The organism is Glutamicibacter sp. NPDC087344, from assembly GCF_044744225.1.
Lineage (GTDB): Bacteria > Actinomycetota > Actinomycetes > Actinomycetales > Micrococcaceae > Glutamicibacter.
This window is the reverse complement of the sequence record NZ_JBIUXY010000006.1, coordinates 19780-43587: the sequence shown is the minus strand read 5'-3', so window position 1 is coordinate 43587 and position 23808 is coordinate 19780. Positions and strand designations below refer to the sequence as shown.

Below are 23808 nucleotides of genomic sequence, written 5' to 3'. Positions count from 1 at the left end.
ATATGACGTACATGGTTTCAGTCACGCCTGTGTGCCGTGGAGAATTTAGGTGTTGACAGAGATCCACCACGGCCCAGGGGGAAATGTGAGAATGGCCAACGGAGTATTCTCCGTGCTCGATACGGAAACCACGGGATTGTTTCCCGGCGGTACCGACCGCATCGCGGAAATCGCCATCGTGAGAATGAACCGTCACGGAGAAATACTCGACCGCTGGGAAACACTCGTCAACCCGCAGCGGGACCTGGGAAAACAGTCACTGCATGGAATCCAAAGCCGCGACCTGCTCAACGCTCCCACCTTCAAGGATTTAGCTGAAGAACTCCATTGGAGGCTTTCGGGCACCGTTGTGGTGGCGCACAATCTTTCTTTTGATTCACGGTTTTTGGATGCGGAGTTCCAGCGGGCCGGAATGCCGCTCCCAAAGACTCTTCTCAACCAGGGTTTATGCACCATGCGGATGTCTCATCAGTACCTGCAGGGCGCGGGGCGCTCGTTGCAGGACTGCTGCGATTCGTTCGGCATCGAGATCGTCTCGGCGCACAGCGCAGGCGGCGATGCCGCGGCCACCGCGATCCTCCTTTCCCGGTACATGGAGCTTGACGGGCAGAACCCCGAATGGAACCTGCGCCTTGACCGCGCGGCCCAGGCGGCGTGGGTGCAAGACTCTCCGTCCGGACGTATCATCCCGGTGCACCGATCCTCCGCCCCCGCTCACAGAGCACACCATTTTCTTGACCGGTTGACCACCCGCCTGCCCGAGTTTGTGGGCAGCGAAGCGCAAGAGAACTATCTGGCGGTCCTCGACCGTGCGCTGCTGGACCGCTACCTTTCCACCCACGAGGAACAGCAACTGATTTCCCTGGCCGGGCAGCTCGGCCTGGATCGATCAGGCGCCCTTGAGCTGCATAAAATGTATTTTCAGCAGCTGGTGCGTGCCGCCTGGACCGATGGCACGGTCAGCCCGGACGAACAGCTGGATTTGCGTACGGTCGCGGACCTTCTCGGCCTAGGCCGAGACCTCGTTCGGCATTCACTGATGCTGCCCGCCCGCAAGGCGGACAACGAGCTGTCGAAGGCGCCCGGCGAAAGAACAATCGCTCTCGGTTCCCTGGTGGTGCTCACCGGGGAGATGGCCAAACCGCGTCGGCAGATCGAAGCTGCGCTCAACGCCGCAGGGTACGTGCCGCACCCGGCCATCACCAAAAAAGTGAGTTTGCTGGTAGCCGCCGACCCGGATACCCTCTCGGGCAAAGCGAAGAAGGCCCGGGACTACGGTATTCCCGTAGCGTCCGAGGACTACCTGTGGACTACGCTGTTGAGCTGATGTTCTTCGCACAGCCCCAACGGCGTTAAATGTGAAGGGATGGCCCGGCCAATAACTGGCGGGACCATCCCTTAGTTCACCGAGCCTGGGGTGAAGCTTACAGACTCTCAGCTAATTTTTTTGCGCGAGAGAATTCAAGCATGTCTTCACGCTCGACCACCTTGATACGGTCACGGGTGATGTCACCGAAACGGGTGGACACGGTGCCTTCGGCTGCGCCCAGGGCCTTTTCGTGCTCATCCAGCGACTTCCAGCCTTCCCAGTCGGAGAATTCAACCCCGCGCTCTTCGAGCAGCTGGGCGATTGACTGATCGCTGGTCGGCTGGGCCAACGTGCCCAGATCCTCCAGCAGGTGGGTAATGGTCTCCAACGCGTCGCCCTTGGTGTGGCCAATCAGGCCCACCGGTCCACGCTTGATCCAGCCGGTGGCGTACAACCCGGACACGTGGGTGCCGGTGGCATCCAGGACACGACCCTCAACGTTTGGCAGTACACCCTTGGCGCCGTCGTATTCGATGTCGCCAACGGCCGAACCGAAGTAGCCAACCGAGCGGTAGAGGGCCTGGATCGGGTACTCGACGAATTCGCCGGTCCCGCGGGCACCGCCGTTGCCGTCCAACTCGTTGCGCTCGACCTTCAGTCCGGTCACCTTGCCGTCTTCACCCAGAACCTCAATCGGGGACTGCAGGAAGTGCAGGTGCAGGCGGCGCGACGCGCTCGGGGCCTCTTCACGCTCCTCCTGCTCGATCAGCCAGTTGGTCAGCGTGGAGACCATGGTTTTGGTCTGGTTGTTGGTCTTCATGGCTTCATCCGAAGCCTTGTCGAACTCGAAGTCCTCCGGGTACAACACGATGTCCACGTCCTTGGAGTGGGACAGCTCGCGCAGTTCCAGCGGGGTGAATTTCACCTGGGCCGGGCCGCGGCGGCCGAAAACGTGCACGTCGGTGACGGCGGAGTCATTCAGCTGGGTGTAGATGTGCGCCGGGATCTCGGTCTCAAGCAGCTGGTCGGCATGCTTGGAGAGGATACGAGCCACGTCCAGGGCCACGTTGCCGTTGCCGATGACGGCAACTTCACTGGCGGACAGGTCCCAGGTCTTGTCTGCATCGGGGTGCGCGTCGTACCACGACACAAAGTCGGCGCCGCCGTAGGAGCCATCCAGGTCGATGCCCGGGATGTTCAGGTCCGCGTCCTTCTGGGCACCGGTGGCGATGATGATCGCGTCGTAGCGGGCACGCAGATCCTCAACGGTGATATCTCGACCCAAACCGACGTTTCCGTAGAAGTCGATCCAGTCGTTGTTCAGCACCTTGTGCAGGGCGGTGATGATTCCCTTGATTCGCGGGTGATCCGGCGACACGCCGTAGCGGATCAGGCCGAACGGGGTGGGCAGCTCGTCAAAGAGGTCGACCTTCAGGCTCAGCGCTCCGGATGAAACCGGCTGGCTCTTGTTGAGCAGATCAGCGGCGTAGATACCAGCGGGGCCAGCGCCAACGATCGCCACGCGCAGGGCGCGGGCCGAAAGGTGCTCGGGGACGATCAGTTCACTCATCAAACAACATCTCTTTCTTAGTCAACGAATATGGCCGCCGCGGGGGCGTCGGCATTCTCTAGCGGCAGGAGGTCTACCAAGCTATCGGAGGCTTCCGGGGCTAGCCGAACGACATCACCAATCACGATGACGGCCGGATTCGCCACTGCGGCCTTGCGGGCGCGCTCTACAATCCCTTCTAGCGTACCGATAGTTGTGCGCTGCGTCTGTGAGTAACCTCGCTCAACTATCGCAATCGGTGTACTTGACGGTAAACCACGGGTAAGCAATGTCTCAACAATTTTGGGCAAATTGGAGACACCCATCAAGATCGCCAACGTGTGGTCGCTGCGCACAGGGACATCGGCAAGCTCGGTATGGCCGCTGACCACAGTGAACCCGGCGGCGATGCCGCGATGGGTGACCGGGATGCCGGCGGCGGCCGGAACCGAAATCGAGCTGGTGATCCCGGGAATGACCCGGGTGGGAATGTTGTACTTGGCGGCGGCGAGCAATTCTTCGCCGCCACGGCCCAGGACAAACGGGTCCCCGCCCTTGAGGCGAACCACGTTCTTGCCTTGCAAAGCGTATTTGACCAGTAATTCATTGATTTCGTCCTGGGTTTTCACGTGGCAGCCCGGGGCCTTGCCCACATCAACCACAATCACGTCATCAGCCAGGTCGGCCAGCAGTTCAACGGGTCCCAGCCGGTCTGCCAGCACCACCTCGGCAGCCAGCAGCGCCTTGTATCCGGCCACGGTGATCAGTTCCGGATCTCCCGGTCCCCCACCAATCAGGGTGATATGTCCCTTAGGCATGGTTTTCTCCAGTTCGAGTCATTCCGCGGTCGCGCAGCAGTTTGCGTTCCAGCGGGGCAAAACACAGTAGTTCAATAAGCACACCCACCAGCAGGATCACCAGTATGACCAACATCACCAGTGAGAGGTCGGCCAGGTCGCGGCCGCGCTGGAGCAGCGAGCCGACGCCCAGGGCCAGCGAGCCGCCCACCGCGATGAGCTCGGCCGCCATGAGCGAGCGCCAGGCGAAGGCCCAGCCCTGGCGCAGGCCCGACACGTAGCCGGGAAGCGCGGCGGGAAGTTCAACGTGCAGGATGTGTTGGCGTTTGGAGGCGCCGAGTACCCGGGACAGGGCCGAGTACTGGGTGGGGATCATGTCGATCCCCGAAAGCAGGCCGTTGATGATCGAGGGGATCGCGCCGAGCAGCAACACGGTGTAGATGGTCGCGTCGCTCAGGCCGAAGAGGATGATCGCCGCCGGGACCCAAGCGATCGAGGGCAGCACCTGCATGGCCGAAACCAGCGGTCCCAAACCCTTGCGCAACAACGGCTGATGGGCCAGCAACAGCGCGATGGGTGTGGCAATAACCACCGCGATGGCGAAACCGGACAGGGCGCGGAACAACGAGGTCCCCACCGCTGAGAGCAGCGAACCGTCGGCCAGCAGCTCCGGCAGTTTGGCGAACACCGCCGCCGGCCCCGGAAAGAGGTCTTCACGCAGCGGCGAAACCCAGGAAGCGATCTGCCACAGGCTCAGCAGCACGATCACGGTGATGATCGGGGCGATCACCGCATCCAGGGCCCGGCTACGGCGCAGCGCCACGGTCGCTGGCACCTTGGGTGAAACCCTAGTTTGAGTTAGTGCGCTCATGTTTTCGCTGCTCCTTTCGCAAGATGGTGGTCAGTTCGTCGGCCAAGGCGGCGGCCTGGGCCGGGTTGTGCCGCAGTTCTTCGGTGATCCGGCGGGTTTCCAAGATGCGCCCCGGATGCGAGGAAAGTACCAGGATGCGCCCGGAGAGCCGGATTGCCTCACGAACGTTGTGTGTCACGAAGATGATGGTTTTACCGGTCTGCGCCCACAATGAGCGCAACTCTTCATGCAACATGTCGCGGGTAATCGCATCCAGCGCCGCGAAGGGCTCATCCATGAGCAGGACCTGCCGATCCTGGGCCAAGGAGCGGGCCAACGCCACCCGCTGGCGCATGCCGCCGGAAAGCTCATGCGGCTTTTTATCCACCGCATGCCCCAGCTGCACCAGCGTCAGCAGCTCTTGCACCCGCTGCTGACGGGAATCCTTGGGATGCCCGGCCAGCTTCAGCGCCAGATCCACGTTCTCCCCCGCCGAAAGCCACGGCAAAAGATTTGAATCCTGGAACATGAAGGCGGCCCCGTCTTCCGGGACTTCCAGCCACCCCTCGGAGGGGGCAAGCAAGCCGGCAATCATGTTCAACAGCGAGGACTTGCCGCAACCCGAGGCGCCGAGCACCGCGATGAACTCGCCATCTTCAATCTGGGCGCTGAGTTTGTCGATGACCAGCCCGGTTCCCGGATAGCTCAGGGATACTTCATTCAGTAGCACACCCATTACTGCTCCTCAGTGGAAATAAACGAATCATCAACCAAACCTTCGGTACTTCCCGGCTCACCGATCCCCACACCCGCCGCATTGCTCACCAAGGTGTCCAAGGTGTCGCTCAGCGGTGTTTGGTCGAAACTGACCTCGCCCAAGGCGGAGGAAATGACTTCATCGGACAGGCTTCCGCCGCCCAATTCACTCAGCGCGCCCTGCACGGCGTCCAGCTTCTGCTGCTCGTCCGCCGAGTTCAGCCAGGTAATCGCCTCGGCGTTGGCCTTCACGAGTTCCTGGACCGTCGCCGGGTGTTTGGCAATAAAATCTTGCGAGGCCACCAGCACCGTGGTGGGGAACTTTCCCTCGGGCCACAGCTCGGACTCGTTGATCAACCGGTGCGCCCCGTATTCCTGCACCAGCAGCGAGGCATGAGGTTCAGGCAACCAGGCACCATCAATTGAACCGCGAGCGAACAGCTGCGGGACCGTACCATTGGAACTCGGGGTGACGGTTACTTTGTCGGTGAGGTCGTGATCCTTCAGGAAACTGCGCAGGGCCACGTCCTGGGTTCCGCCGTACTGCGGGGTGGCAAGCTCGGAGCCCTCCAACTGCGCAATCTGCGTGATGTCCTTGGTGGTCACCAGGCTTGCCCCGCCGGAGGCGACCCCGGCAACAATCCGCAGCGAGGTTCCCCCGCTGGAAAGGTAGCTGTTCAGCGCCGGGCTGGGGCCCAGGTAGGCCGCGTCGATTGCCCCGGAATTTAATGCCTCGATGGCCGACGGGCCAGCATTAAAAATTTCCGTCTGCAGGCCGGTGCCATCTGCCTCCAGGGTCTTTTCAAGGATTCCCTGTGCGTCGGCAATCAGCGCCGGGGCGTGGGTGACGTTGGCGAAATATCCCAGGCGCAAGGTGGCCGCCGGCCCCTGATCCGCGGTGGCCTCGGCCTGCTTATTCGGTGCCGGGACGAAGGCGGTCAGCACCGCGGCGGAGGCAAGCAACCCAACCAGCACCCCGCCAACCAGCCGCCCGCGCCGGTTGGTGCGTGGCGCGTGGGCGGTCAGCCGGGTACGCGGCAGCGGGTTTTGCTCAGGCGGCTGCATGCTCGGCTCCGATAATCCCGGCCGCCAGGGTGCGTCCGGAGGCCGGATCTATCAGCAGGAAACTTCCCCCGGCCCGTGAGTCGCGGTACGGATTCACGCTGATGGCCGCCGAGCTGCGCACGGTGAGCCGGCCCAGGTCGTTCAGGCCCAAGGTGGAGGCCTCCTGGCGGGAGTAGTCCGCCACGTCAAGCACGTGGTTGATCTGGGCGACCTTCGCGGTGGCGACCTTGGTGCCGTGCTTGAGCAGCACCCGCTGCCCCTCGGCCAGCTTGATCGGGGCCAGGATGCACACCTCTGCCTCGAATTCGCGGACCACCGGCGGCAGGGCTCCAAAAACCACGGTATCCCCGCGGGCGATGTCCACCTCGTCCTCGAATTCAAGGACGATTGCTTCCCCGGCGGTAGCGGTTTGCACCAATCCAGCCGGGGTGCCGATGGCCTTGACCCGGCTGCTGGCGGGGTAGCCGTTGGACAGGATGCTGACCTCATCACCCACGGACAGGCTGCCGTCGGCAAGGGTTCCGGCGTAGCCGCGGTAGTCGCGGTAATATTCCTCGTCCAATCCCGGGGCCAAACCTCCCTGCGGGCGGATCACGTACTGGACATCCAAACGGGCGGCCCCGCTGGCCTGGGCGGGAGCAAGCTCTTCAAGCAGGCCAAGCAAGGTGGGGCCGGCATACCAATCCGAGGCGGCCGAGCGGTCAACCACGTTGTCCCCGTGCAGGGCGCTGACCGGGATGATGGTGGCGGACTGCACACCAAGCTGGGCGGCCAGGGCCAGGATCTCGGTCTCTATGGCGGTGAAACGCGCCTCGTCCCACTGGATCAGGTCCATCTTGTTCACCGCGACAATCAGCTGCGGCACCCGCAGCAGGGCCAGCACACCGAGGTGGCGGCGGGTCTGCTCGAGCACCCCGTGGCGGGCGTCAACCAGCACAATCGCCGCATCCGCGGTGGAGGCACCGGTGACGGTGTTACGGGTGTACTGCACGTGGCCCGGGCAGTCGGCCAGGATGAATGAGCGCTGCGCGGTGGAGAAATACCGGTAGGCCACGTCGATGGTGATGCCCTGCTCACGCTCGGCGCGCAACCCGTCGGTGACCAACGCGAGGTCCAGCGCCCCGGTGGCGCCGCCGAAACCACGCTCGGCGCTGGTGCGGGCCAAATCGTCCAACGAGTCGGCCAGGATCGCCTTGGCATCATGCAGCAGGCGTCCCACCAAGGTGGATTTGCCGTCGTCTACGGAGCCGGCGGTGGCGATACGCAATAGTGTGGTGGTCATTTTTAGAAGTACCCTTCGGTCTTGCGGTCTTCCATTCCCGCGGCGGAAATTCGGTCGTCGGCACGGGTGGCCCCGCGTTCGGTCAGCGTGGCGACCGCCAGCTCGTCCAGCACCTTCGCCACGGTGTCCGCGCCGGAGAGCACCGCTCCGGTGCAGCTAGCGTCCCCCACGGTGCGGTAGCGCACCTGGCGGATGCTCACCGTCTCGTCGGGTTCGGGCTGGCTGACCGAGGTCACCGCACGCCACATTCCGTCGCGTTCGAACACCTGACGCCGGTGGGCAAAGTAGATGGAGGGAAGCTCGATGTTTTCGCGCTGGATGTAGGCCCAGATATCGCGTTCGGTCCAGTTGGAGATCGGGAAGGCACGCACATGCCAGTTCGGTTCGTGGCGTCCGTTGTACAGGTTCCACAATTCCGGGCGCTGGTTGCGCGGGTCCCAGACCCCGAACTCGTCACGCAGGGACAGGATCCGCTCCTTGGCTCGGGCCTTGTCCTCATCGCGGCGGGCGCCGCCGAAAACCACGTCGAAACCGTTGGATTCGATGGTGTCCAGCAGCACACGCGTTTGCAGTCGGTTGCGGGTTCCGTCGGGCAGCTCGGCCAGTTCCCCGCGGTCGATGTACTCCTGCACGGAACCAACCACCAGGTTCAGGCCGTACTTCTTGACTACCTCGTCGCGGAAGTTCAGGACCTCGCCGAAATTGTGGCCGGTGTCGATGTGCACCACGGGAATCGGCACCCGCGAGGGGTACACGGCCTTGGCCAGCAGGTGCAAGACCACCACGGAGTCCTTGCCGCCGGAGAACAGCAACCCGGGCTTCTCGAATTCGGCAAGTACCTCGCGGATAATGTGGATGGATTCGGCTTCCAGGGCGTCCAGGACGCTGCGCTGGGTGCCGGGGATGGCGGTAGCGGTAATGCTCATTGTCAGTCCTTGGGGGTTAGATGTGGATGCCGCATTCGGTTTTCGACAGGCCTGCCCAGCGGCCAGCTCGCGGGTCTTCCCCCGCGGCGACCGGTCGGGTGCAGGGTGCACAACCGATGGATGGGTATCCGTGGGCCAGCAACATGTTCACCGGTACCTGGTGGGTGCTCGCGTAATTGATCAGCTCGTCAAAACTCCACGGCGCCACCGGGTTGAACTTGATCAGCCCGTGCACCTCGTCGTAGGTCACCAGCGGGGTGTTGATCCGGGTGGGCGCCTCGTCGCGGCGTACCCCGGTGAACCAGGCGCTGTAGCCGGAGAGGGCTTCCTTGAGCGGGTCCATCTTGCGCAGCTTGCAGCAGGCGGCCGCATCCCGGGAAAACAGGTCCTTGCCGAACTGCTCATCCTGCTGGGCCACACTCAGTGTTGGAAGCACGTCCACCACGTTGACCGGCAGCGTGCCGGCGACCTCGTCGCGGGTGATCCGGGTTTCGGTGAAGTGGTACCCGGTATCCAGGAACAGCACGTCCACCCCGGGCAGTTGCTGCGCCACCAGGTGAGGCAGCACCGCGTCGGCCATGGAGCAGGCGACCGCGATCTCTTTCACGTCCAGGTGGCGTGCGGCGAACTCGACGACCTGAGCCGCGGTTGCGTCCCAGCCGAGTTCTTCGGCTCCGCGCGCCGCGATGGCGCGCAATTCGTTTTCGGTTTTGCTGGTGCTGGTTTTGGTGCTCATGAAAGATCCTCCTCCGCGGCGCGGTGGGCCCACGCGGCAAATGATTCGCCGTCATTGGCCAGGGTTGAGTAGCTCTTCACCACTCGTTCCACGTAATCCGGCAGTTCATCCGCGGCGACCTTCAACCCGCGCACCGTGCGTCCCAGGCTCGCCTCGCCGTTTTCAAAACCGGCCAGCGTGCCGCCAAGGTGCACCTGGAAACCAGAGACCTGTTCCCCGGCGTCGTTGGTGATCAGCTGTCCCTTGAAGCCGAGGTCCGCGGTTTGCACGCGGGCGCACGAGTTCGGGCAACCGTTAACGTGCATGGACAGCGCCTTGGGCAGTTTGCCCTCGTGGTCCCGCAGGCGCGATTCAATCTCCCGCACCGCCTGAATGGTGGTGTTTTTGGTGTCCACGATGGCCAGCTTGCAGTACTCGATGCCGGTGCAGGCAATGGCCGAGCGACGCAGCAGGCCCGGGTGGGCCTCCAGGCCTAAGGCCCGGGCGGCGCCGACAAACGACTGCACCTGGTCCTCGGCGATATCAAGGGCAATCACCTTCTGGTGCGGGGTGGTGCGCAACCGGGTGGAGCCATGGGCTTCGAGCAGGTCGGCCAGTGCCGTGAGCGTGGTGCCCGAGGAACGGCCGGCTTCTGGGGTCAAGCCAATAAAAAACTTTCCGTCTTTTTGCGGGTGCACCCCGGAGTGGTCCCCTGCGGTCAGCGGCTGCGGGCCCGGAGCGATATCAGGCAATGCATAACCCAGGTATTCGTCTTGAAGCACCTGGCGGAACTTTTCGGTGCCCCATTCGGCCAACAGGAACTTCAGGCGGGCCCGGTTGCGCAGCCGGCGGAAACCATAGTCACGGAAGATGGAGGTGACGCCCTCCCACACATCCGGGGCCTGTTCCTGGCTGACGAAGGCCCCCAGGCGTTCGCCCAGGCGTGGATTGGAGGACAAACCGCCGCCAACCCACAGGTCGTAACCCGGGCCGAGTTCGGGGTGCACAATCCCGATCAGCGCGATGTCATTAATTTCGTGGACAACGTCCTGGCTGGGGTGCCCGGAGATGGCCGTTTTGAACTTGCGCGGCAGGTTCGCGAACTCCGGGTTGCCCACGTAACGTCGGGCGATCTCAGCGATGATGGGAGTCGGGTCGATAATTTCCTCGGCCGCGATTCCGGCCACCGGGGAACCAAGGATGACGCGGGGCACGTCGCCGCATGCCTCGGTGGTGTTCAACTCCACGGACTCCAAACGGCGCCAGATCTCCGGCACATCCACCACGTCCACCCAGTGCAGCTGGATGTTCTGGCGATCGGTGAAGTCCGCGGTGTCGCGGGCGAAATCGGTGGAAATTCCGCCGATGACTCGAAGCTGCTGCGTGCTCAACGCGCCGCCGTCGATTCGTACCCGCAACATGAAGTAGCGGTCTTCCAGCTCTTCGGGGCTCAGTGTTGCGGTTTTGCCACCCGGGATGCCCTGGGCGCGCTGGGTGTACAGCCCCCACCAACGGAAGCGGCCGTGCAGGTCATCGGGGTCGATGGAGTCGAAACCCTGCACCGAGTAAACTTCTTCGATACGCTGGCGGACGTTCAGCCCGTTGTCCGCCGCCTTCATTTCCTCGTTGGCGTTCAGCGGGGTGGTGCCATCGATCTTCCATTGGCCATTGGGCTTGGCTGCCCGTTTGGGTCGTGCCGGTGTGGTTGTCTGCGTCATGTGAACCAGCGTAGAAAACCGCCCCCGGGGGCTGGCAACCGCTGGATGTCACATGACTACGCGTGGCCTAAACGGTTCCAACTTCGTCATCTGAAGACACAAAACCCGCTTCTTTGAGCGCCGATTTCAGACGCACAACGAAACATTGAGCGATCGTGACGTCAGGCAGCAGTGGACTTGTCACCACCGCGGCCCCCGTGTTAGTGAGTTTGTCCTGAAAGAAACCGTCCGCCAGCAGAACACTAAGTAACACCACCGGTTTCTCGCCGGCTTGTTCCACCACATGCGCCACGTTCGGTTGCGCGCCGGCGCAGTAGGCAACCGTCACCGAGACACCCAGCAGTCCTTCAAGCTGGCCCGCCAGTTCAGCGACTTGTTGCTGGCCGATCTCCAGTCGGGTACCGGCCGCCGCCAGCACCACCTGGGGGTTGTTCTCCAGGTGCGGGCGGGCGCGCAGCGCCAACACCTGCGCGAGCTCCGGCAACGGCCCCAGCGGGCGGGCGGCAACCGTGTTTTCCCGGGAGGCTACCGCTTGGGCGATGTCATGGGTGGTGTGCACACCGTCGGACACCAGCAGCGGCAACACCACCGCCGGTTCCCCAGCCGGTAGATTTGCGACCACCTGATCCAGGGAGGGTTCTTGCACATCCACGTAGGCCTCATGCCACCGCAGCTGGGGCAGTACCTCACCGCTCATCTGCTCCAGCTGTTCGCGCAGCTGATGAATCAGCTGCTGTCCGGTGGTGCTGTCGGTGCCGTGGGAGGTGGCGAGAACGTGGACAACGCTGGGGGTGCTGGTACTCATTGATGGCTCCTTACGAAGGCTTGGGTGGCTAGCTGTTGGTGCGAATCAGTTTGTGATTGGCCGCCTGCGCCTGCGGGCGGATGACAATTTGGTCCAGGTTCACGTGCGCTGGCGCGTTGACCGCGAAACGGATCACCTCGGCCACGTCCTGGGCGGTGAGCGGGTTCTCCACCCCGGCGTACACGCTGTCTGCCGCTTCCTGGCTGCCCAGCCGGCGCAGCGCGAACTCTTCGGTCTGCACCAGCCCGGGCAGCACTTCAATCACACGGATGCCGTGTTCTACCTCTTCCAGCCTCAGGGCTTGGGACATGGCGCTCTGGGCTGCCTTCGCCGCGTTGTATCCGCTGCCGCCCTCGTAGCTGGCCAATGCGGCAGTGGAGGTCAGGTTCACGATGGTGCCATGCGCCTCGCGCAAGGCTGGCAACAGGGCCCGAGTCAGGCGCATGGTCCCCATGACGTTTGACTGCCACATGAATTCCCAGTTCTCATCCACCGCGTCGGCCCAGTATTCGGTGCCGCGAGCCCCTCCGGCCACGTTGATCAGGGTATCTGCTCCCCCGAGCTGCGCCACGCGGGCAACCAGCGCATCAACCTCGCTTTGGATGCTGACATCCGCTGGAATGGCGATAGCGCCGGTCTGTTCTGCGAGCTGCTCCAAACGTTGTGCGCGACGAGCCACGGCGAACACGGTCCACCCCTGTTCACGCAGGAGGTGCACGGTGGCCTGGCCGATCCCCGAGGAAGCTCCGGTCACTACTGCCGAACGGTTGGATGAGGTGTTTTCCCAAATAGTCATGGGTTTAGTTTAGGTCCCCGGCAAACTTCGAAGGTAGGTCATGAAGTTCTCTTGCGTCATCTTCACTCCCGAGTCTCGGGCCGGTGAGCTGAGTCAAAGTGCGGCTCTCAGCGAATCGGAGGTCTGGCCGCAAGCTCCTGTTCCAGGTCCGCAAACTGGTATGTCCCCCGATAATCTGTGCCGGCGAGCACTTTGGTGGTGGCGAGAAATTGGGCGAAAAATTCTTCGCCGCGGGTTGCCACGGCGGCCTCAACCAGCCGGCGGTAATTCTCCGGGCGGACACTGGGGATATTGCTGGTGTCACGGCGGAATTCGGAACGGCCGCGAAAAACAATCACCGTGCTCTGGGCAGACATTGGCCCTTGGATCTGCGCGGAAACGTCGATCGCGTCATATTGCGCTTCCCGACGTCCCAAGATTTCAACTTCGGCTTCCGTGACCGGAATCAACACACCATTAACCATGGAACCTCCAGCTGGGGCGATATCCAAGAAGCGACCGTTGCACGCTCGCCCATCGTCAAAAACGATAGGAACCCGGATTTCCCAGTCCCGCGCATAATCATGAAGCAACGCGGTCGGCATGAGCTCCGGTGCGATGTTCCGTTGCAGGGTTCTGGCAACCGATTCGCTGGAGACCAGGGAGCCATACCCAAAGATGTATAAACCGTGACCAGCAGATTCATCCATAGGTGTCATGACTCACATACTATTGTCAGATGACTGTTCACGGGAAGCAGTTCAGTGCACGCTACGAAATGCACAGGTTGCTGGCCGAAGATTATGGGGATCTGCGGCGTCAGGGGTACCGGAGCAGAAACGGCACCTTGGAAATCTTGTTGCGGCCGGGAACCACCGCAAAAACCCTTGAAGCGAACGTTCGTGCCGCGTCGGGGCGGCGAGATCGTGGGTATTGGATCGTCAGGGGTACCAGCCTCGGGCTGGGTATGCTCATCGGTGGCGGCACGCTGATACTTTTGGCGCTCATTGACCTGTTTAATCAGCTGGTAGGTGCCACGTTGATGGATCGTGTGCTCGGGACGCCCTGGCATGGCGCGTTGCTGGTCATGACATTTCTGGCCGGGGGCGCCGCGGTGAGTTTCGCACCCCGAGCGTTATCGGCCGACGACGGGTGGGCCCGAAGTTTGGCTTTTAGGTGGCTCAATGAAGAGCGCCGGGCGCTGACCCGGATCAACCGCCGTTTGCGCGATTCGGTGAAAGCGTCCAGGGTGCAGAAAGTTGTTATCTGGAACGCGTTTTCTCCCGATTCCATCGCACCCCACCAGATCCTTGATTGTTTCCACAAAATCCAAGTCACCGTGGAACTTCAAATCCACCACGATCAACAACCGCAACTCGTCGATTTTTGGGATGAAGCTCGCGCGAGATTTCCAGACTTTCGCCAAGACGGCCCGGAACACCCCACGGAAGCTGGTCTGAGCAGTATTACTGTCCGCGGCTCGGAGCTTGCCCGCTTGTTGGAGGAGGTAGCCGGGCCCTCGGCTGCACACGCGTACGGTTTGGCGATCCAGCATTCAACCCATCGAGTTGTTGAGCCGTGGAAAACGGCAATCAGGGAATCTGGCAAGTTTTCCCATGCAGGCATCGCCTACCGGCTTGCCGCACAACGTTTTGACCAGCTTTTCACCGAAGGTGACGCGCAGCTTCCGGTGGCTTCTGGAAGCCAATGGATGCAACGTTTCATCACCGACTATCACGTTTTTGTGCCGGACCTCATTGGCGGGGTGCTCCGCACGGCGGTATCAGACCAGGGTGAAGATCCGTTGGCTGCCAACCGGGACCTGGCCCTGATGCTGGATGTTCGGAATCCAGCGCATGCTCCGCTTCCGGAGGATCTCAAGGACGATGTTGCCTCATTGTTCATCACGATCATTCGCACGGAAATTGGACACTGGGAATCGCCGGAATTCGGCAGTTTGCTCAATCACTACATCCAGTTGGCCTCCAGCCGGGGGCATTACCGCGGCATCAATGTGTTGGCCGAAGTTTTAACGTATGAGTTGGATGTGCCAAGTGACCAACGACGGCTTTTGCCTCAATTGTCTATCGACAGCCTGTTGACGTTGCACGAACCCCTCTCGATTGCGGGACACGGGCAACTGGCAATTCGCCTTGCACGTTGGATCGCGCCGTTTACCGGAGCCGCTGGCGCGCTCGAACGAGCATCGATTCTCGAACGAATCGGCGACTTTGATGCGGCACGCACCGAATTGGACTCGATCAAGGATGTCATCGAGGCCGACGCGAAGTTGACCGATACTTATCTACGCCGAAGTGTCTGGTTGATGCTCAGCGCTGGACGCCATCAAGTCGGCTGGGATCCAACAGCGGTGCGGACACAGCTTGAACGGCTGGACATCCTCTTCGCTCACCCGCATCGCCACCGTACCCCCAGCGATGCTAGGGAACTTGAAAATTTTTGGGCACTGCTTAATGAATGGGAGGAAAATCGGTCCGCGGCCATTGAACGACACCAGCGCGCCATTGACCTGCCCGGCGTTCCGCTACGCCGGATGCTGGGCACCATGATCAACAAGGGACGCACTCAACGGGATCTTGCCGTTGTCCAAATCCTGAGGGAACAGCGAACCGTCAGCACCACCGAATGGGAGTCCGCGCTGGCAGATCTGGCCGAAGCGGTGACCGTCATCAACCGCGGCTACCAAGGCAAAATCGAGATTGGCGATCTTGATGAATCCCCCATCGGAGCCCATAATCTGGCGCTGGCCCGCCTGTACCAGTCGGCCATCTGCGAGCGACTCACCCAGCACGATCAAGCGCTCGAATTCGCGCAGCTGGCCTTGGAACATGCCGGCGAGGGGCTGAGGCAGTTGCAGGTCAGCGGTTCAACACGTAAATTCGCAACACTATCTGCCGAAGCGCAACTCGCGCAGGAGTTCCTCAACAGTTTGGCGGCCGAAGAACCCCGCGGGTGGGAATCGTTGCCCCCAGCCGACCTGCTAAATCTGCGTTGGGCCTTGAAGCTCAACCCATTGTTCACGCGCGAAACTGCCTGATTGCTGGCCGCCAGGCGCGTGCGGCACGAAGGCGGCGGCCTGCTGGGAAAATCGACGCCCGCAACGTTCACACACGGAAACGGTCGTGGCTCACCCGCCAGATCAGGTTTTCCGGCACGGCCAGCCAGCGTGGCACTGCCTGGCGATAATGCTCATAGTCGGGCCCAAATCGTTGGGCCAAAAAGGCCTCCTCAGCTGGAATCTGCAGCATGTCCAACCAGAGCGCAAGCGCCACGGCTGGTACCAGCGCCCGCGCCGATCCGTGCCACACCCCGTGAGCAAACGCCACACCGACCATGCCTAGATACATTGGATTTCGGCTGACCGCATTGGCGCCGGACACAATGAGCACGCTAGTTCGTTCCGGGTGCATCGGATTGCTTGATGTTTTGGCGGCGATAAATGCAGTTTCAGCCCACAGCGCCAGCCCGACACTGGCAGTGGCGATCGCACCGGAAGCCACCTTGGCCACAGGGATACTCCGGCTGTTCCTGGTGATCAAACGCTGGGCCACGAGTGTGGCCGCCACGAGCACTGGCGGAGGGATTTTTGGTACGGAATATTGGCTCATGCCACCGATGCTACGCCCAGCAAACCCGCCTGCCTATAGTCAATTCACCTCACAGGGCACCGGAGCATTTGCCCCTGTCCTTTGCAACTCCGGGGCTACGGTGAAGGCTGCACGCACCAGGTGGTGCGGCCTCGACACGGATGTCCGACGGGCTGCTAAAACATGAAATAATAGGCTTATGGCAGAAGAAAACTTGGGCACAGACACGCCCGCAACAGTTTCCGTTCCTGACAAGCCTGCATTGGAAGGTTTGGAAGAACGTCTCTCGTCCCGGTGGCGTACCGAGGGCACCTATCACTTTAATGAGGACACGACCCGCGAGGCCGTTTACTCAATCGACACTCCCCCGCCAACAGCGTCAGGGTCTTTGCACGTAGGACACATGTTCTCCTACACCCAGACCGACGTACTGGCCCGCTACCAGCGGATGAACGGCAAAAACGTTTTCTACCCATTGGGTTGGGATGACAACGGGTTGCCGACAGAACGCCGAGTGCAGAACTACTTCGGGGTCCGTTGCGATCCGACCAAGCCGTACATCGAGGGTTACCGCCCGCCAGAGAAGCCGGCCAAGAACCAGCGCGACTGGGATGTTATCGGCCGCAAGAACTTCATCGAGATCTGCGAAGAGCTGGCCGTCGAGGACGAGAAGGTCTTTGAACAGCTGTTCACCACCTTGGGCTTGTCCGTCGACTGGCGGATGACCTACCGCACCATTGACGATAACTCGCGCGCCGTTTCGCAGCGGGGTTTCTTGGAGAACCTGGCCAAGGGCGACGCCTACATGGCTGAAGCTCCGACCCTGTGGGACGTCACCTTCCGCACTGCGGTGGCACAGGCAGAACTCGAAGACCGAGAAATGCCAGGCGCCTACTACCGTTACGGTTTTGCCACCGAAACCGGTGAGAAGGTGTTCATCGAGACCACTCGTCCCGAGCTGTTGGCCGCCTGCGCTGGCCTGGTTGCCCACCCCGATGATGAGCGCTACCAGCACCTGTTCGGCAAAACCGTCACTTCCCCGCTGTTTGGTGTTCCAGTCACCGTGTACCCGCACCCGCTCGCCCAGGCCGACAAGGGCTCGGGTATCGCGATGGTGTGTACCTTTGGCGACTTGACCGACGTGACCTGGTGGCGTGAACTGCAGCTGCCGACCCGGCCGATCATCGGCCGCGACGGACGCATCCTCAGCGATGCACCCGAGTGGATCACCACCGAGGACGGCAAGGACGTCTACGCCAAGATTGCCGGGAAGACCTCGTTCTCCGCCAAGGAGACCATGGTGGAGCTGCTCACCGAGGCAGGCCTGCTTGACGGTGAACCGAAGAAGATCTCCCGCCCGGTGAACTTCTTCGAAAAGGGCGACAAGCCCCTGGAAATCGTCACCTCCCGTCAGTGGTACATCCGCAATGGCGGCCGCGACGAGGACCGCCGCGCCCGCATGATCAACCGTGGCGAGCAGATCGACTTCCACCCATCGTTTATGCGCTCGCGCTACGAGAACTGGGTATCGGGTCTGAACGGCGACTGGCTGGTCTCCCGCCAGCGCTTCTTCGGTGTGCCGGTGCCGGTTTGGTACCAGGTTGATCAGCACGGTGAACCGAACTACGACGCACCAATTCTGCCCGAGATCGCTCAGCTGCCGGTTGACCCGGCCGCGGACGCTCCGGCAGGCTACACCGAGGAACAGCGTGGACAGGCTAACGGCTTCATTGGCGACGCCGATGTCCTGGACACCTGGGCCACCAGCTCGCTGACCCCTCAGATTGCTGGCCGTTGGGGCCGTGATGATGAGTTCTTCGCCAAGGTCTACCCGTTTGATCTGCGCCCGCAGGGCCATGACATCATCCGCACCTGGCTGTTCTCCACCGCAGTGCGTGCCGATGCACTTCACGGCAACGCGCCGTGGAAGCATGCAGCGATCTCGGGTTGGATCCTGGACCCGGACCGCAAAAAGATGTCCAAGTCCAAGGGCAACGTGGTGGTTCCCAATGACGTACTGGACAAGTTCGGTGCGGACGCCGTTCGCTACTGGGCAGCCAGTGCAAAACTTGGTGCGGATACCGCGTACGAGATCAACCAGATGAAGATCGGCCGTCGTTTGGCCATCAAGATCCTGAACGCCTCGAAGTTTGTTTTGAACCTCGGCGCTACCGAAGCAAACGTCCTTACCGACGACGCTTCCGTGGTCACCAATGGTTTGGATCATTCGCTGCTGACTCGTTTGTCAACCGTCATCGGTGATGCACAGCGCGCGTTCGAGAATTACGATTACGCCCGCGCCTTGGACATCACCGAGTCATTCTTCTGGTCATTCACCGATGACTACGTGGAACTGGTCAAAGACCGTGCCTACGGTGGCCACGGGGAAGCCGAGCAGGCCAGTGTTTTGGCAACCCTTGCCACAACCCTTGATTCGGTGCTCCGACTATTTGCACCATTCCTGCCCTTTGCGACCGAAGAGGTTTGGGGTTGGTGGCGCACCGGGTCGGTCCACCAGGCCCAGTGGCCAACGACCGGTCATCTGGCTGCGGCAATCGCCGACGCCGATGCCGCTGTGTTGCCGCTGGTCGGCGTGGCACTGTCCGGTATCCGTAAGGCGAAGTCGGATGCCAAGGTCAAACAGCGCACCGAGGTCCTCTCCGGAGAGATCCATGCACCAGCTGCACAGATCGCGCAGTTGCGTGCCGGCTTCGAAGATCTGAAGTCTGCGGCCAACGCGCGCGAGTTGACGCTGGTTGAAGCCGACGGCGAACTCACCGTGACCAACGTCGAGTTGGCACCGGTCGAAGAGGCCTAAGTTCCGCAAAAACCGCGGGTCGCCAGTTCATTTCTGAACTGGCGACCCGCGGTTTTTTGTCCTATGAAGTTTTAGCGTAGGCCCGGATCACGTCCCGACCTCGCTCACAGTTCCAGCAATCTGTTCGCGCGCGACAGCTTGGCGCCTGCGAAGAATCGTTGAGATAGGCCAGGACGCTGCGCCCACAATTCCGGAGACCACAGCAACCGTTGTCAGCGCACCGGTCAATTTTCCGGTGACCTGCACGTAGATGAGCTCTGCGACTGCTGGATCAACACTCACAAACAGGTGCTCCCCCGCATAGTCTGCAAGGAGTGTTGTTATAGCCAATGCGCTGACCCCGGTGACAAGTGCTAGCCCGATCAGAACCCGGGTGAGGTAACGGGGAGTAAGAATGACCGCGGCGATCAGGAATCCGGCCGCGACATAAATAATCCATGGTCCGAAGGTCTCGATCACGTTGTAGACTCGCTGGACGGTCAATAGCTGATCACTCTGGATGATCTGCACATCCCACTCAAGATTGGTGACCGCGCCAAGCCCCGGGATACCCAAGTTCGTCAGCGAGGAGACGATTTCCCCTAACAAGTCACTGAGTTGGAAGGTCAGTGCGCCTGCGCCATCCAAACTGACACTCGTGCTGTTGTCCGAAAGGATTGAAATTGTTTTTGCATGGCTGGCCCGCAGTGTGGATTCCCAGAGCGAGGAAAACTGGTTGGATTGCACAAGATTGCTGACCGAATCATTAACAATTCCATCTACCCTGTCTGCAATTTGGCCACTGGGAATCAGCTGCGAGAGCCACCCGTCTCCCGTCAAGGAATCAATTCGCTCTTCAAGATTTAGCTGATTGGATACCGCCTGCGAAATCTGTCCTGAGATATCCTCTTGCAGCTGTGGGTTGCTGGCAAGCGGCACCAATAACTGAGTGAAGCCCTCGGTATTTGTGACATACTTTGTCGCCCAAAGCCCAGCCACACCGACCGGTGCCAGAACGAGGCCGATGATGAGAAAAACGCTGGCGGCGATGGAGCGCCAACGCGAAGTCGTTTCAGGCAAGATTTCCTTCCTCAGGGCAAATCGTTTGGCCCTCGACTACACCTTAGCAATCCACCATGTCAGCAAGCGCTGAATTTCCCTTGCAATCAATGGGTGGCACAGTTTAAACACCTCAGGGGTGTTCCGTGACGGAACACCCCTGAGGCAGAGAACAACCTAGAAGGTCGGGCTCTCGGTGCGTGAGCGCTTGAGCTCGAAGAAGTATGGGAACGAGGCCAGCTGTGCGGCTGCGTCAAAGAGCTTACCGGCTTCTTCGCCTTCTGGGACCCGGGTGATCACTGGCCCGAAGAACGCTACCCCATCCACTGCAACGATAGGTGTTCCGACGTCTTGGCCGACCTTGCTGATTCCGACTTCGTGGCTGGCACGCAGGGCGTCATCATTCGCGTCGGTGTTAGCAGCGTTTGCGAGGTCTGCGGGAAGGCCGGTCTTCTCCAAAGCCTTCGCAATCACCTCGTCACGGTCGCTGACCTTATCGTAGTGGAACAGCTCACCCATTGCGGTATAGAGCTGGTCCTTGACCTGATCTCCGTGATCTTGGGCGGCCTTGATGATGACACGGACCGGGCCCCAGGACCGATCCATACTTTCACGGTACTCGGCCGGCAGATCTCGGCCTTCGTTCAGAACGGACAGGCTCATCACGTTCCACGACACCTCAATGTCGCGAACCTTTTCAACTTCTTTGATCCAGCGGCTCGTCGCCCAGGCGAATGGGCAGATTGGATCGAACCAGAAATCGACGTGCTGACGCTCAGCCATGAACTACCAACTTTCCTAGGGTAATCTGTCGAAGTTCGACAGGTTGATGAAGAGGGGAACTAAGCAGACTTCTTATTTCTCTTGGCTACCACCGCATGTGACAACAGGGTCGGTTCGGTCCCATCCATGACGGTTTCGCGAGTTACAACAACTTCGGCAATATCGTCACGGCTCGGCAACTCGAACATGATTCCAGCCAAAGTTTCTTCGAGAATTGCACGCAGGCCACGGGCACCGGTTTCACGTTCGATGGCTAGCTCGGCGATGGCGTCAAGCGCAGGCTGTTCAAAACTTAACTGAACACCGTCCATTTGGAACATTTTTTGGTACTGCTTAACCAACGCGTTTTTTGGTTCGGTCAACACCCGCACCAATGCGTCGCTGTCCAAATGCTCTACCGTGGTGATGACCGGCAGACGGCCAATGAACTCGGGAATCAACCCGAACTTCAGCAGATCTTCGGGTCGCGCGTCTGAGTAGGAAGCAACTTCTGACTTCAGTGCGGTCAGTGGCGCGCCGAACCCGATTCCCTTGCGTCCGGCGCGAGAGGAGATAATTTCCTCAAGACCGGCAAAGGCTCCCGCCACGATAAAGAGGATGTTGGTGGTGTCCAACTGCAAAAAATCTTGATGAGGATGTTTACGGCCACCCTGCGGTGGAACAGCTGCGACGGTCCCCTCAAGAATTTTCAGCAGGGCCTGCTGAACACCCTCGCCCGAAACATCACGGGTGATCGACGGGTTCTCACTCTTGCGTGAAATCTTGTCGATTTCGTCAATGTAGATGATTCCGGTCTCAGCCTTTTTGACATCGTAGTCAGCAGCCTGGATCAACTTGAGCAGAATATTCTCAACGTCTTCACCAACGTAACCTGCCTCGGTCAGGCTAGTGGCATCTGCGACGGCAAAGGGGACGTTCAACTTTTTTGCGAGCGACTGCGCCAGATAGGTTTTGCCGCAACCGGTAGGCCCGATAAGCATGATGTTGGACTTGGAGACTTCAACATCGCCCAAAGGATCATCATTGGTTAGCGCCGCGACGGGTGCATGCTCCTGGTTGCCGTGGATCCGCTTGTAGTGGTTGTACACGGCTACCGACAGCGCACGCTTGGCGTTCTCTTGCCCAATGACGTATTCCTGGAGCGAGCCAAAAATCTCACGGGGTTTAGGCAGGGAGAATTCCTCGTTAACTTGCTCTTCAGCAAATTCCTCGGCAATGATCTCATTGCACAACTCAATGCACTCGGTGCAGATGTAGACGCCGTGACCGGCAATCAGCTTCTTAACCTGTTTTTGACTCTTTCCGCAGAAAGAGCACTTCAGCAGGTCCGAGCCCTCGCTCATACGTCCCATCGCACCATTCTCCCATTTGCCTTCAGTAGCTGTGGACTTACTCAATTCTAGGTTAGGTAGTCCCCAAAATAGCCGAACATGGCGGCTTACCTGTCATGTGGCACTTTCAAATGAAAGCATCACTTCAGATAAACCGCCACGATCCGGTGATTATTCCCGGCTTGGACTAGTGTCCCAGCTGCGCGCGGTTGAGTTTACGCGGGGTCAGGACTTCATCCACGATGCCGTAGACCTTGGCTTCAGATGCCGTCATAAACAGGTCACGCTCGACATCGTCGCGAACCTTTTCTACCGACTGGCCCGAGTGCGAAGCGATGGTGGTCTCCAACCAGGAGCGCATACGCATCACTTCTTCGGCCTGGATCTGCAGGTCCGAAGCGGTACCGCGCTCTCCGCCACCCATCGATGGCTGGTGGATCAGCACACGAGCGTTTGGCAGCGCCAGACGCTTGCCCGGGGTGCCAGCCGCCAACAAGACGGCCGCGGCCGAAGCTGCCTGACCGAGGCAAACGGTCTGCACCTCTGGGCGGATGAACTGAATGGTGTCGTAGATCGCGGTCATCGCGGTGAACGAACCACCCGGGGAGTTGATGTACAAGGTGACGTCGCGCTCCGGGTCCATCGACTCCAGTACGAGCAGCTGAGCCATCACGTCATCTGCGGACGCGTCGTCAACCTGGGCGCCGAGGAAGATGATGCGATCTTCGAACAGCTTGGCATACGGGTCCTGGCGCTTGAAGCCGTACGGGGTACGCTCTTCGAACTGCGGCAGGATGTAGCGGGCCGAAGGCATCTGGCCGCTGGTGGCTTCAGGATTGAAGTGCATGGTGTTCTCCTAGGACAAGTCTGTGTGAATCAAGCGGGTGGGTGCGGACGCTTAGGCGTCGACTCCGCCGCCACCGGTAACGGATCCTGCGTGCTTGGCGATCTGGTCGAAGAAGCCGTACTTCAGTCCGTCTTCTGCGGTGAACCACTTATCGCGCTGGTTGTCGATGAGGATCTGCTCGACGCTCTGGCCGGTCTGCTCCGCGGTCAACTCGCTCATGACCTTCTTCATGTGCATGATCAGCTCGGCCTGGATCTTGATGTCCGAGGCGGTGCCTCCGATGCCACCCGATGGCTGGTGCATCAGGATACGGGCGTTCGGGGTTGCGAAACGCTTGCCGGGGGTTCCGGAGGACAGCAGGAACTGCCCCATGGAGGCCGCCAGGCCGGTCGCCACGGTCACCACGTCGTTCGGGATGAAGTTCATGGTGTCGTAGATCGCCATACCCGCGGTGATCGAGCCACCTGGGGAGTTGATGTACAGGTAGATGTCCTTCTCAGGGTCCTCAGCGGAGAGCAGCAGCAGCTGCGAGCAGATGGCGTTCGCATTGTCGTCGCGGACCTCGGAGCCCAGCCAGATGATGCGCTCCTTGAGGAGGCGGTTGTAGATGTAATCCTCACGGCCGGCCGGATCAACGGTGGCCATGGTGGGAGTGCGCGAATCATTTGACATGTTCTCTACCTCTTCCAAACGTGTAGATCAGATTCTGGGATCCTTGATCCGAACCCCAAAGCTGCAACTGGTTTACTTGCAGATTACTTACTTCAAGTCCTTCATGGGGCGATTCATGCCCCGTTTTCGCTCACGGCGCATGCTGCACGCCCGCAGCGAACAAA

Annotated in this window: 21 protein-coding genes; 3 read left to right on the top strand and 18 right to left on the bottom strand. The window is 60.7% G+C overall.

Translation table 11 applies throughout. The features are described 5' to 3' along the window. Positions 1-91 precede the first annotated feature (91 nt). On the top strand, positions 92-1327 hold the full coding sequence (locus tag ACIOWL_RS12100; RefSeq protein WP_400385239.1) for an exonuclease domain-containing protein: 1236 nt from the start codon (positions 92-94) through the stop codon (positions 1325-1327). A gap of 97 nt (positions 1328-1424) precedes the next feature. On the opposite strand, the gene ACIOWL_RS12095 is transcribed toward ACIOWL_RS12100, so the two are convergent. The 12 genes from ACIOWL_RS12095 to ACIOWL_RS12040 all read right to left on the bottom strand — a co-directional run bounded on the left by ACIOWL_RS12095 (position 1425) and on the right by ACIOWL_RS12040 (position 13266). Then, positions 1425-2879 carry an FAD-dependent oxidoreductase gene (locus ACIOWL_RS12095; RefSeq protein WP_400385237.1) on the bottom strand — a complete coding sequence of 485 codons (1455 nt, stop codon included), beginning with the start codon at positions 2877-2879 and terminating at the stop codon, positions 1425-1427. 17 nt (positions 2880-2896) lie between these two features. Then, positions 2897-3676 (bottom strand): uroporphyrinogen-III C-methyltransferase, encoded by a 780-nt coding sequence (gene cobA / locus ACIOWL_RS12090; protein WP_400385235.1) that lies wholly within the window; start codon positions 3674-3676, stop codon positions 2897-2899. Next, a complete protein-coding gene (locus tag ACIOWL_RS12085; protein WP_400385232.1) occupies positions 3669-4526 on the bottom strand; it encodes an ABC transporter permease in 858 nt (285 codons plus the stop codon). The genes cobA and ACIOWL_RS12085 overlap by 8 nt, the downstream gene beginning before the upstream one ends. Beyond that, positions 4504-5241 carry an ABC transporter ATP-binding protein gene (locus ACIOWL_RS12080; RefSeq protein WP_400385230.1) on the bottom strand — a complete coding sequence of 246 codons (738 nt, stop codon included), beginning with the start codon at positions 5239-5241 and terminating at the stop codon, positions 4504-4506. Before ACIOWL_RS12080 ends, ACIOWL_RS12085 begins: the two co-directional genes overlap by 23 nt. After that, on the bottom strand, positions 5241-6326 hold the full coding sequence (locus ACIOWL_RS12075) for an ABC transporter substrate-binding protein (protein WP_400385227.1): 1086 nt from the start codon (positions 6324-6326) through the stop codon (positions 5241-5243). The genes ACIOWL_RS12080 and ACIOWL_RS12075 overlap by 1 nt, the downstream gene beginning before the upstream one ends. Continuing rightward, complete coding sequence (locus tag ACIOWL_RS12070) at positions 6313-7608, bottom strand: sulfate adenylyltransferase subunit 1 (protein WP_400385224.1); 1296 nt, start codon at positions 7606-7608, stop codon at positions 6313-6315. The genes ACIOWL_RS12075 and ACIOWL_RS12070 overlap by 14 nt, the downstream gene beginning before the upstream one ends. 2 nt (positions 7609-7610) lie before the next feature. Further along, on the bottom strand, positions 7611-8534 hold the full coding sequence (gene cysD / locus ACIOWL_RS12065) for a sulfate adenylyltransferase subunit CysD (protein ID WP_400385222.1): 924 nt from the start codon (positions 8532-8534) through the stop codon (positions 7611-7613). Positions 8535-8550: 16 nt separating this feature from the next. Continuing rightward, a complete protein-coding gene (locus ACIOWL_RS12060) occupies positions 8551-9270 on the bottom strand; it encodes a phosphoadenylyl-sulfate reductase (RefSeq protein WP_400385219.1) in 720 nt (239 codons plus the stop codon). Next, a complete protein-coding gene (locus ACIOWL_RS12055; protein ID WP_400385216.1) occupies positions 9267-10967 on the bottom strand; it encodes a nitrite/sulfite reductase in 1701 nt (566 codons plus the stop codon). Before ACIOWL_RS12055 ends, ACIOWL_RS12060 begins: the two co-directional genes overlap by 4 nt. A gap of 67 nt (positions 10968-11034) precedes the next feature. Then, positions 11035-11772 carry a sirohydrochlorin chelatase gene (locus tag ACIOWL_RS12050; protein ID WP_400385213.1) on the bottom strand — a complete coding sequence of 246 codons (738 nt, stop codon included), beginning with the start codon at positions 11770-11772 and terminating at the stop codon, positions 11035-11037. 28 nt (positions 11773-11800) lie between these two features. After that, entirely contained in the window at positions 11801-12568 is a 768-nt protein-coding gene (locus tag ACIOWL_RS12045; RefSeq protein WP_400385211.1) for an SDR family oxidoreductase, read from the bottom strand. A gap of 107 nt (positions 12569-12675) precedes the next feature. Continuing rightward, positions 12676-13266 carry a gamma-glutamylcyclotransferase family protein gene (locus ACIOWL_RS12040; RefSeq protein WP_400385209.1) on the bottom strand — a complete coding sequence of 197 codons (591 nt, stop codon included), beginning with the start codon at positions 13264-13266 and terminating at the stop codon, positions 12676-12678. A 20-nt stretch (positions 13267-13286) separates the two neighbouring features. Between ACIOWL_RS12040 and ACIOWL_RS12035 the strand changes: the two genes are divergently transcribed. Beyond that, positions 13287-15605 (top strand): hypothetical protein, encoded by a 2319-nt coding sequence (locus tag ACIOWL_RS12035; RefSeq protein ID WP_400385207.1) that lies wholly within the window; start codon positions 13287-13289, stop codon positions 15603-15605. A gap of 67 nt (positions 15606-15672) precedes the next feature. Here the strand turns inward: ACIOWL_RS12035 and ACIOWL_RS12030 are convergent, their stop codons facing one another. Next, a complete protein-coding gene (locus ACIOWL_RS12030) occupies positions 15673-16176 on the bottom strand; it encodes a methyltransferase family protein (protein ID WP_400385204.1) in 504 nt (167 codons plus the stop codon). A gap of 178 nt (positions 16177-16354) precedes the next feature. Between ACIOWL_RS12030 and valS the strand changes: the two genes are divergently transcribed. After that, positions 16355-18973, top strand: a complete 2619-nt coding sequence (gene valS / locus ACIOWL_RS12025) for a valine--tRNA ligase (protein WP_400385201.1) — start codon at positions 16355-16357, stop codon at positions 18971-18973. An 87-nt stretch (positions 18974-19060) separates the two neighbouring features. On the opposite strand, the gene ACIOWL_RS12020 is transcribed toward valS, so the two are convergent. The 5 genes from ACIOWL_RS12020 to ACIOWL_RS12000 form a co-directional block, all read right to left on the bottom strand. Next, positions 19061-20032, bottom strand: a complete 972-nt coding sequence (locus ACIOWL_RS12020; protein ID WP_400385199.1) for a hypothetical protein — start codon at positions 20030-20032, stop codon at positions 19061-19063. A 156-nt stretch (positions 20033-20188) separates the two neighbouring features. After that, the gene (locus ACIOWL_RS12015) at positions 20189-20794 is read right to left on the bottom strand and encodes a DsbA family protein (protein ID WP_400385196.1); all 606 of its coding nucleotides are present in this window, start codon (positions 20792-20794) and stop codon (positions 20189-20191) included. A 59-nt stretch (positions 20795-20853) separates the two neighbouring features. Then, positions 20854-22146, bottom strand: coding sequence for an ATP-dependent Clp protease ATP-binding subunit ClpX (gene clpX / locus ACIOWL_RS12010; RefSeq protein WP_400385193.1), 1293 nt, complete (start codon positions 22144-22146; stop codon positions 20854-20856). 166 nt (positions 22147-22312) lie between these two features. Next, positions 22313-22972, bottom strand: a complete 660-nt coding sequence (locus tag ACIOWL_RS12005; protein WP_400385191.1) for an ATP-dependent Clp protease proteolytic subunit — start codon at positions 22970-22972, stop codon at positions 22313-22315. Between the two features lie 51 nt (positions 22973-23023). Continuing rightward, a complete protein-coding gene (locus ACIOWL_RS12000) occupies positions 23024-23617 on the bottom strand; it encodes an ATP-dependent Clp protease proteolytic subunit (protein WP_400385837.1) in 594 nt (197 codons plus the stop codon). Between the last annotated feature and the right edge of the window lie 191 nt (positions 23618-23808).

What these genes read in the sequence shown, in the direction of transcription:
- ACIOWL_RS12080 (WP_400385230.1), bottom strand. Translation starts at nt 5,241, where the DNA reads ATGGGTGTGCTACTGAATGAAGTATCCCTGAGCTATCCGGGAACCGGG.
- ACIOWL_RS12060 (WP_400385219.1), bottom strand. Translation starts at nt 9,270, where the DNA reads ATGAGCACCAAAACCAGCACCAGCAAAACCGAAAACGAATTGCGCGCC.
- ACIOWL_RS12045 (WP_400385211.1), bottom strand. Translation starts at nt 12,568, where the DNA reads ATGACTATTTGGGAAAACACCTCATCCAACCGTTCGGCAGTAGTGACC.
- ACIOWL_RS12075 (WP_400385227.1), bottom strand. Translation starts at nt 6,326, where the DNA reads ATGCAGCCGCCTGAGCAAAACCCGCTGCCGCGTACCCGGCTGACCGCC.
- ACIOWL_RS12015 (WP_400385196.1), bottom strand. Translation starts at nt 20,794, where the DNA reads ATGGCTGAGCGTCAGCACGTCGATTTCTGGTTCGATCCAATCTGCCCA.
- ACIOWL_RS12030 (WP_400385204.1), bottom strand. Translation starts at nt 16,176, where the DNA reads ATGAGCCAATATTCCGTACCAAAAATCCCTCCGCCAGTGCTCGTGGCG.
- ACIOWL_RS12055 (WP_400385216.1), bottom strand. Translation starts at nt 10,967, where the DNA reads ATGACGCAGACAACCACACCGGCACGACCCAAACGGGCAGCCAAGCCC.
- ACIOWL_RS12085 (WP_400385232.1), bottom strand. Translation starts at nt 4,526, where the DNA reads ATGAGCGCACTAACTCAAACTAGGGTTTCACCCAAGGTGCCAGCGACC.
- ACIOWL_RS12095 (WP_400385237.1), bottom strand. Translation starts at nt 2,879, where the DNA reads ATGAGTGAACTGATCGTCCCCGAGCACCTTTCGGCCCGCGCCCTGCGC.
- ACIOWL_RS12005 (WP_400385191.1), bottom strand. Translation starts at nt 22,972, where the DNA reads ATGCACTTCAATCCTGAAGCCACCAGCGGCCAGATGCCTTCGGCCCGC.
- ACIOWL_RS12040 (WP_400385209.1), bottom strand. Translation starts at nt 13,266, where the DNA reads ATGACACCTATGGATGAATCTGCTGGTCACGGTTTATACATCTTTGGG.
- ACIOWL_RS12035 (WP_400385207.1), top strand. Translation starts at nt 13,287, where the DNA reads ATGACTGTTCACGGGAAGCAGTTCAGTGCACGCTACGAAATGCACAGG.
- ACIOWL_RS12070 (WP_400385224.1), bottom strand. Translation starts at nt 7,608, where the DNA reads ATGACCACCACACTATTGCGTATCGCCACCGCCGGCTCCGTAGACGAC.
- ACIOWL_RS12000 (WP_400385837.1), bottom strand. Translation starts at nt 23,617, where the DNA reads ATGGCCACCGTTGATCCGGCCGGCCGTGAGGATTACATCTACAACCGC.
- valS (WP_400385201.1), top strand. Translation starts at nt 16,355, where the DNA reads ATGGCAGAAGAAAACTTGGGCACAGACACGCCCGCAACAGTTTCCGTT.
- ACIOWL_RS12050 (WP_400385213.1), bottom strand. Translation starts at nt 11,772, where the DNA reads ATGAGTACCAGCACCCCCAGCGTTGTCCACGTTCTCGCCACCTCCCAC.
- clpX (WP_400385193.1), bottom strand. Translation starts at nt 22,146, where the DNA reads ATGGGACGTATGAGCGAGGGCTCGGACCTGCTGAAGTGCTCTTTCTGC.
- ACIOWL_RS12100 (WP_400385239.1), top strand. Translation starts at nt 92, where the DNA reads ATGGCCAACGGAGTATTCTCCGTGCTCGATACGGAAACCACGGGATTG.
- cysD (WP_400385222.1), bottom strand. Translation starts at nt 8,534, where the DNA reads ATGAGCATTACCGCTACCGCCATCCCCGGCACCCAGCGCAGCGTCCTG.
- cobA (WP_400385235.1), bottom strand. Translation starts at nt 3,676, where the DNA reads ATGCCTAAGGGACATATCACCCTGATTGGTGGGGGACCGGGAGATCCG.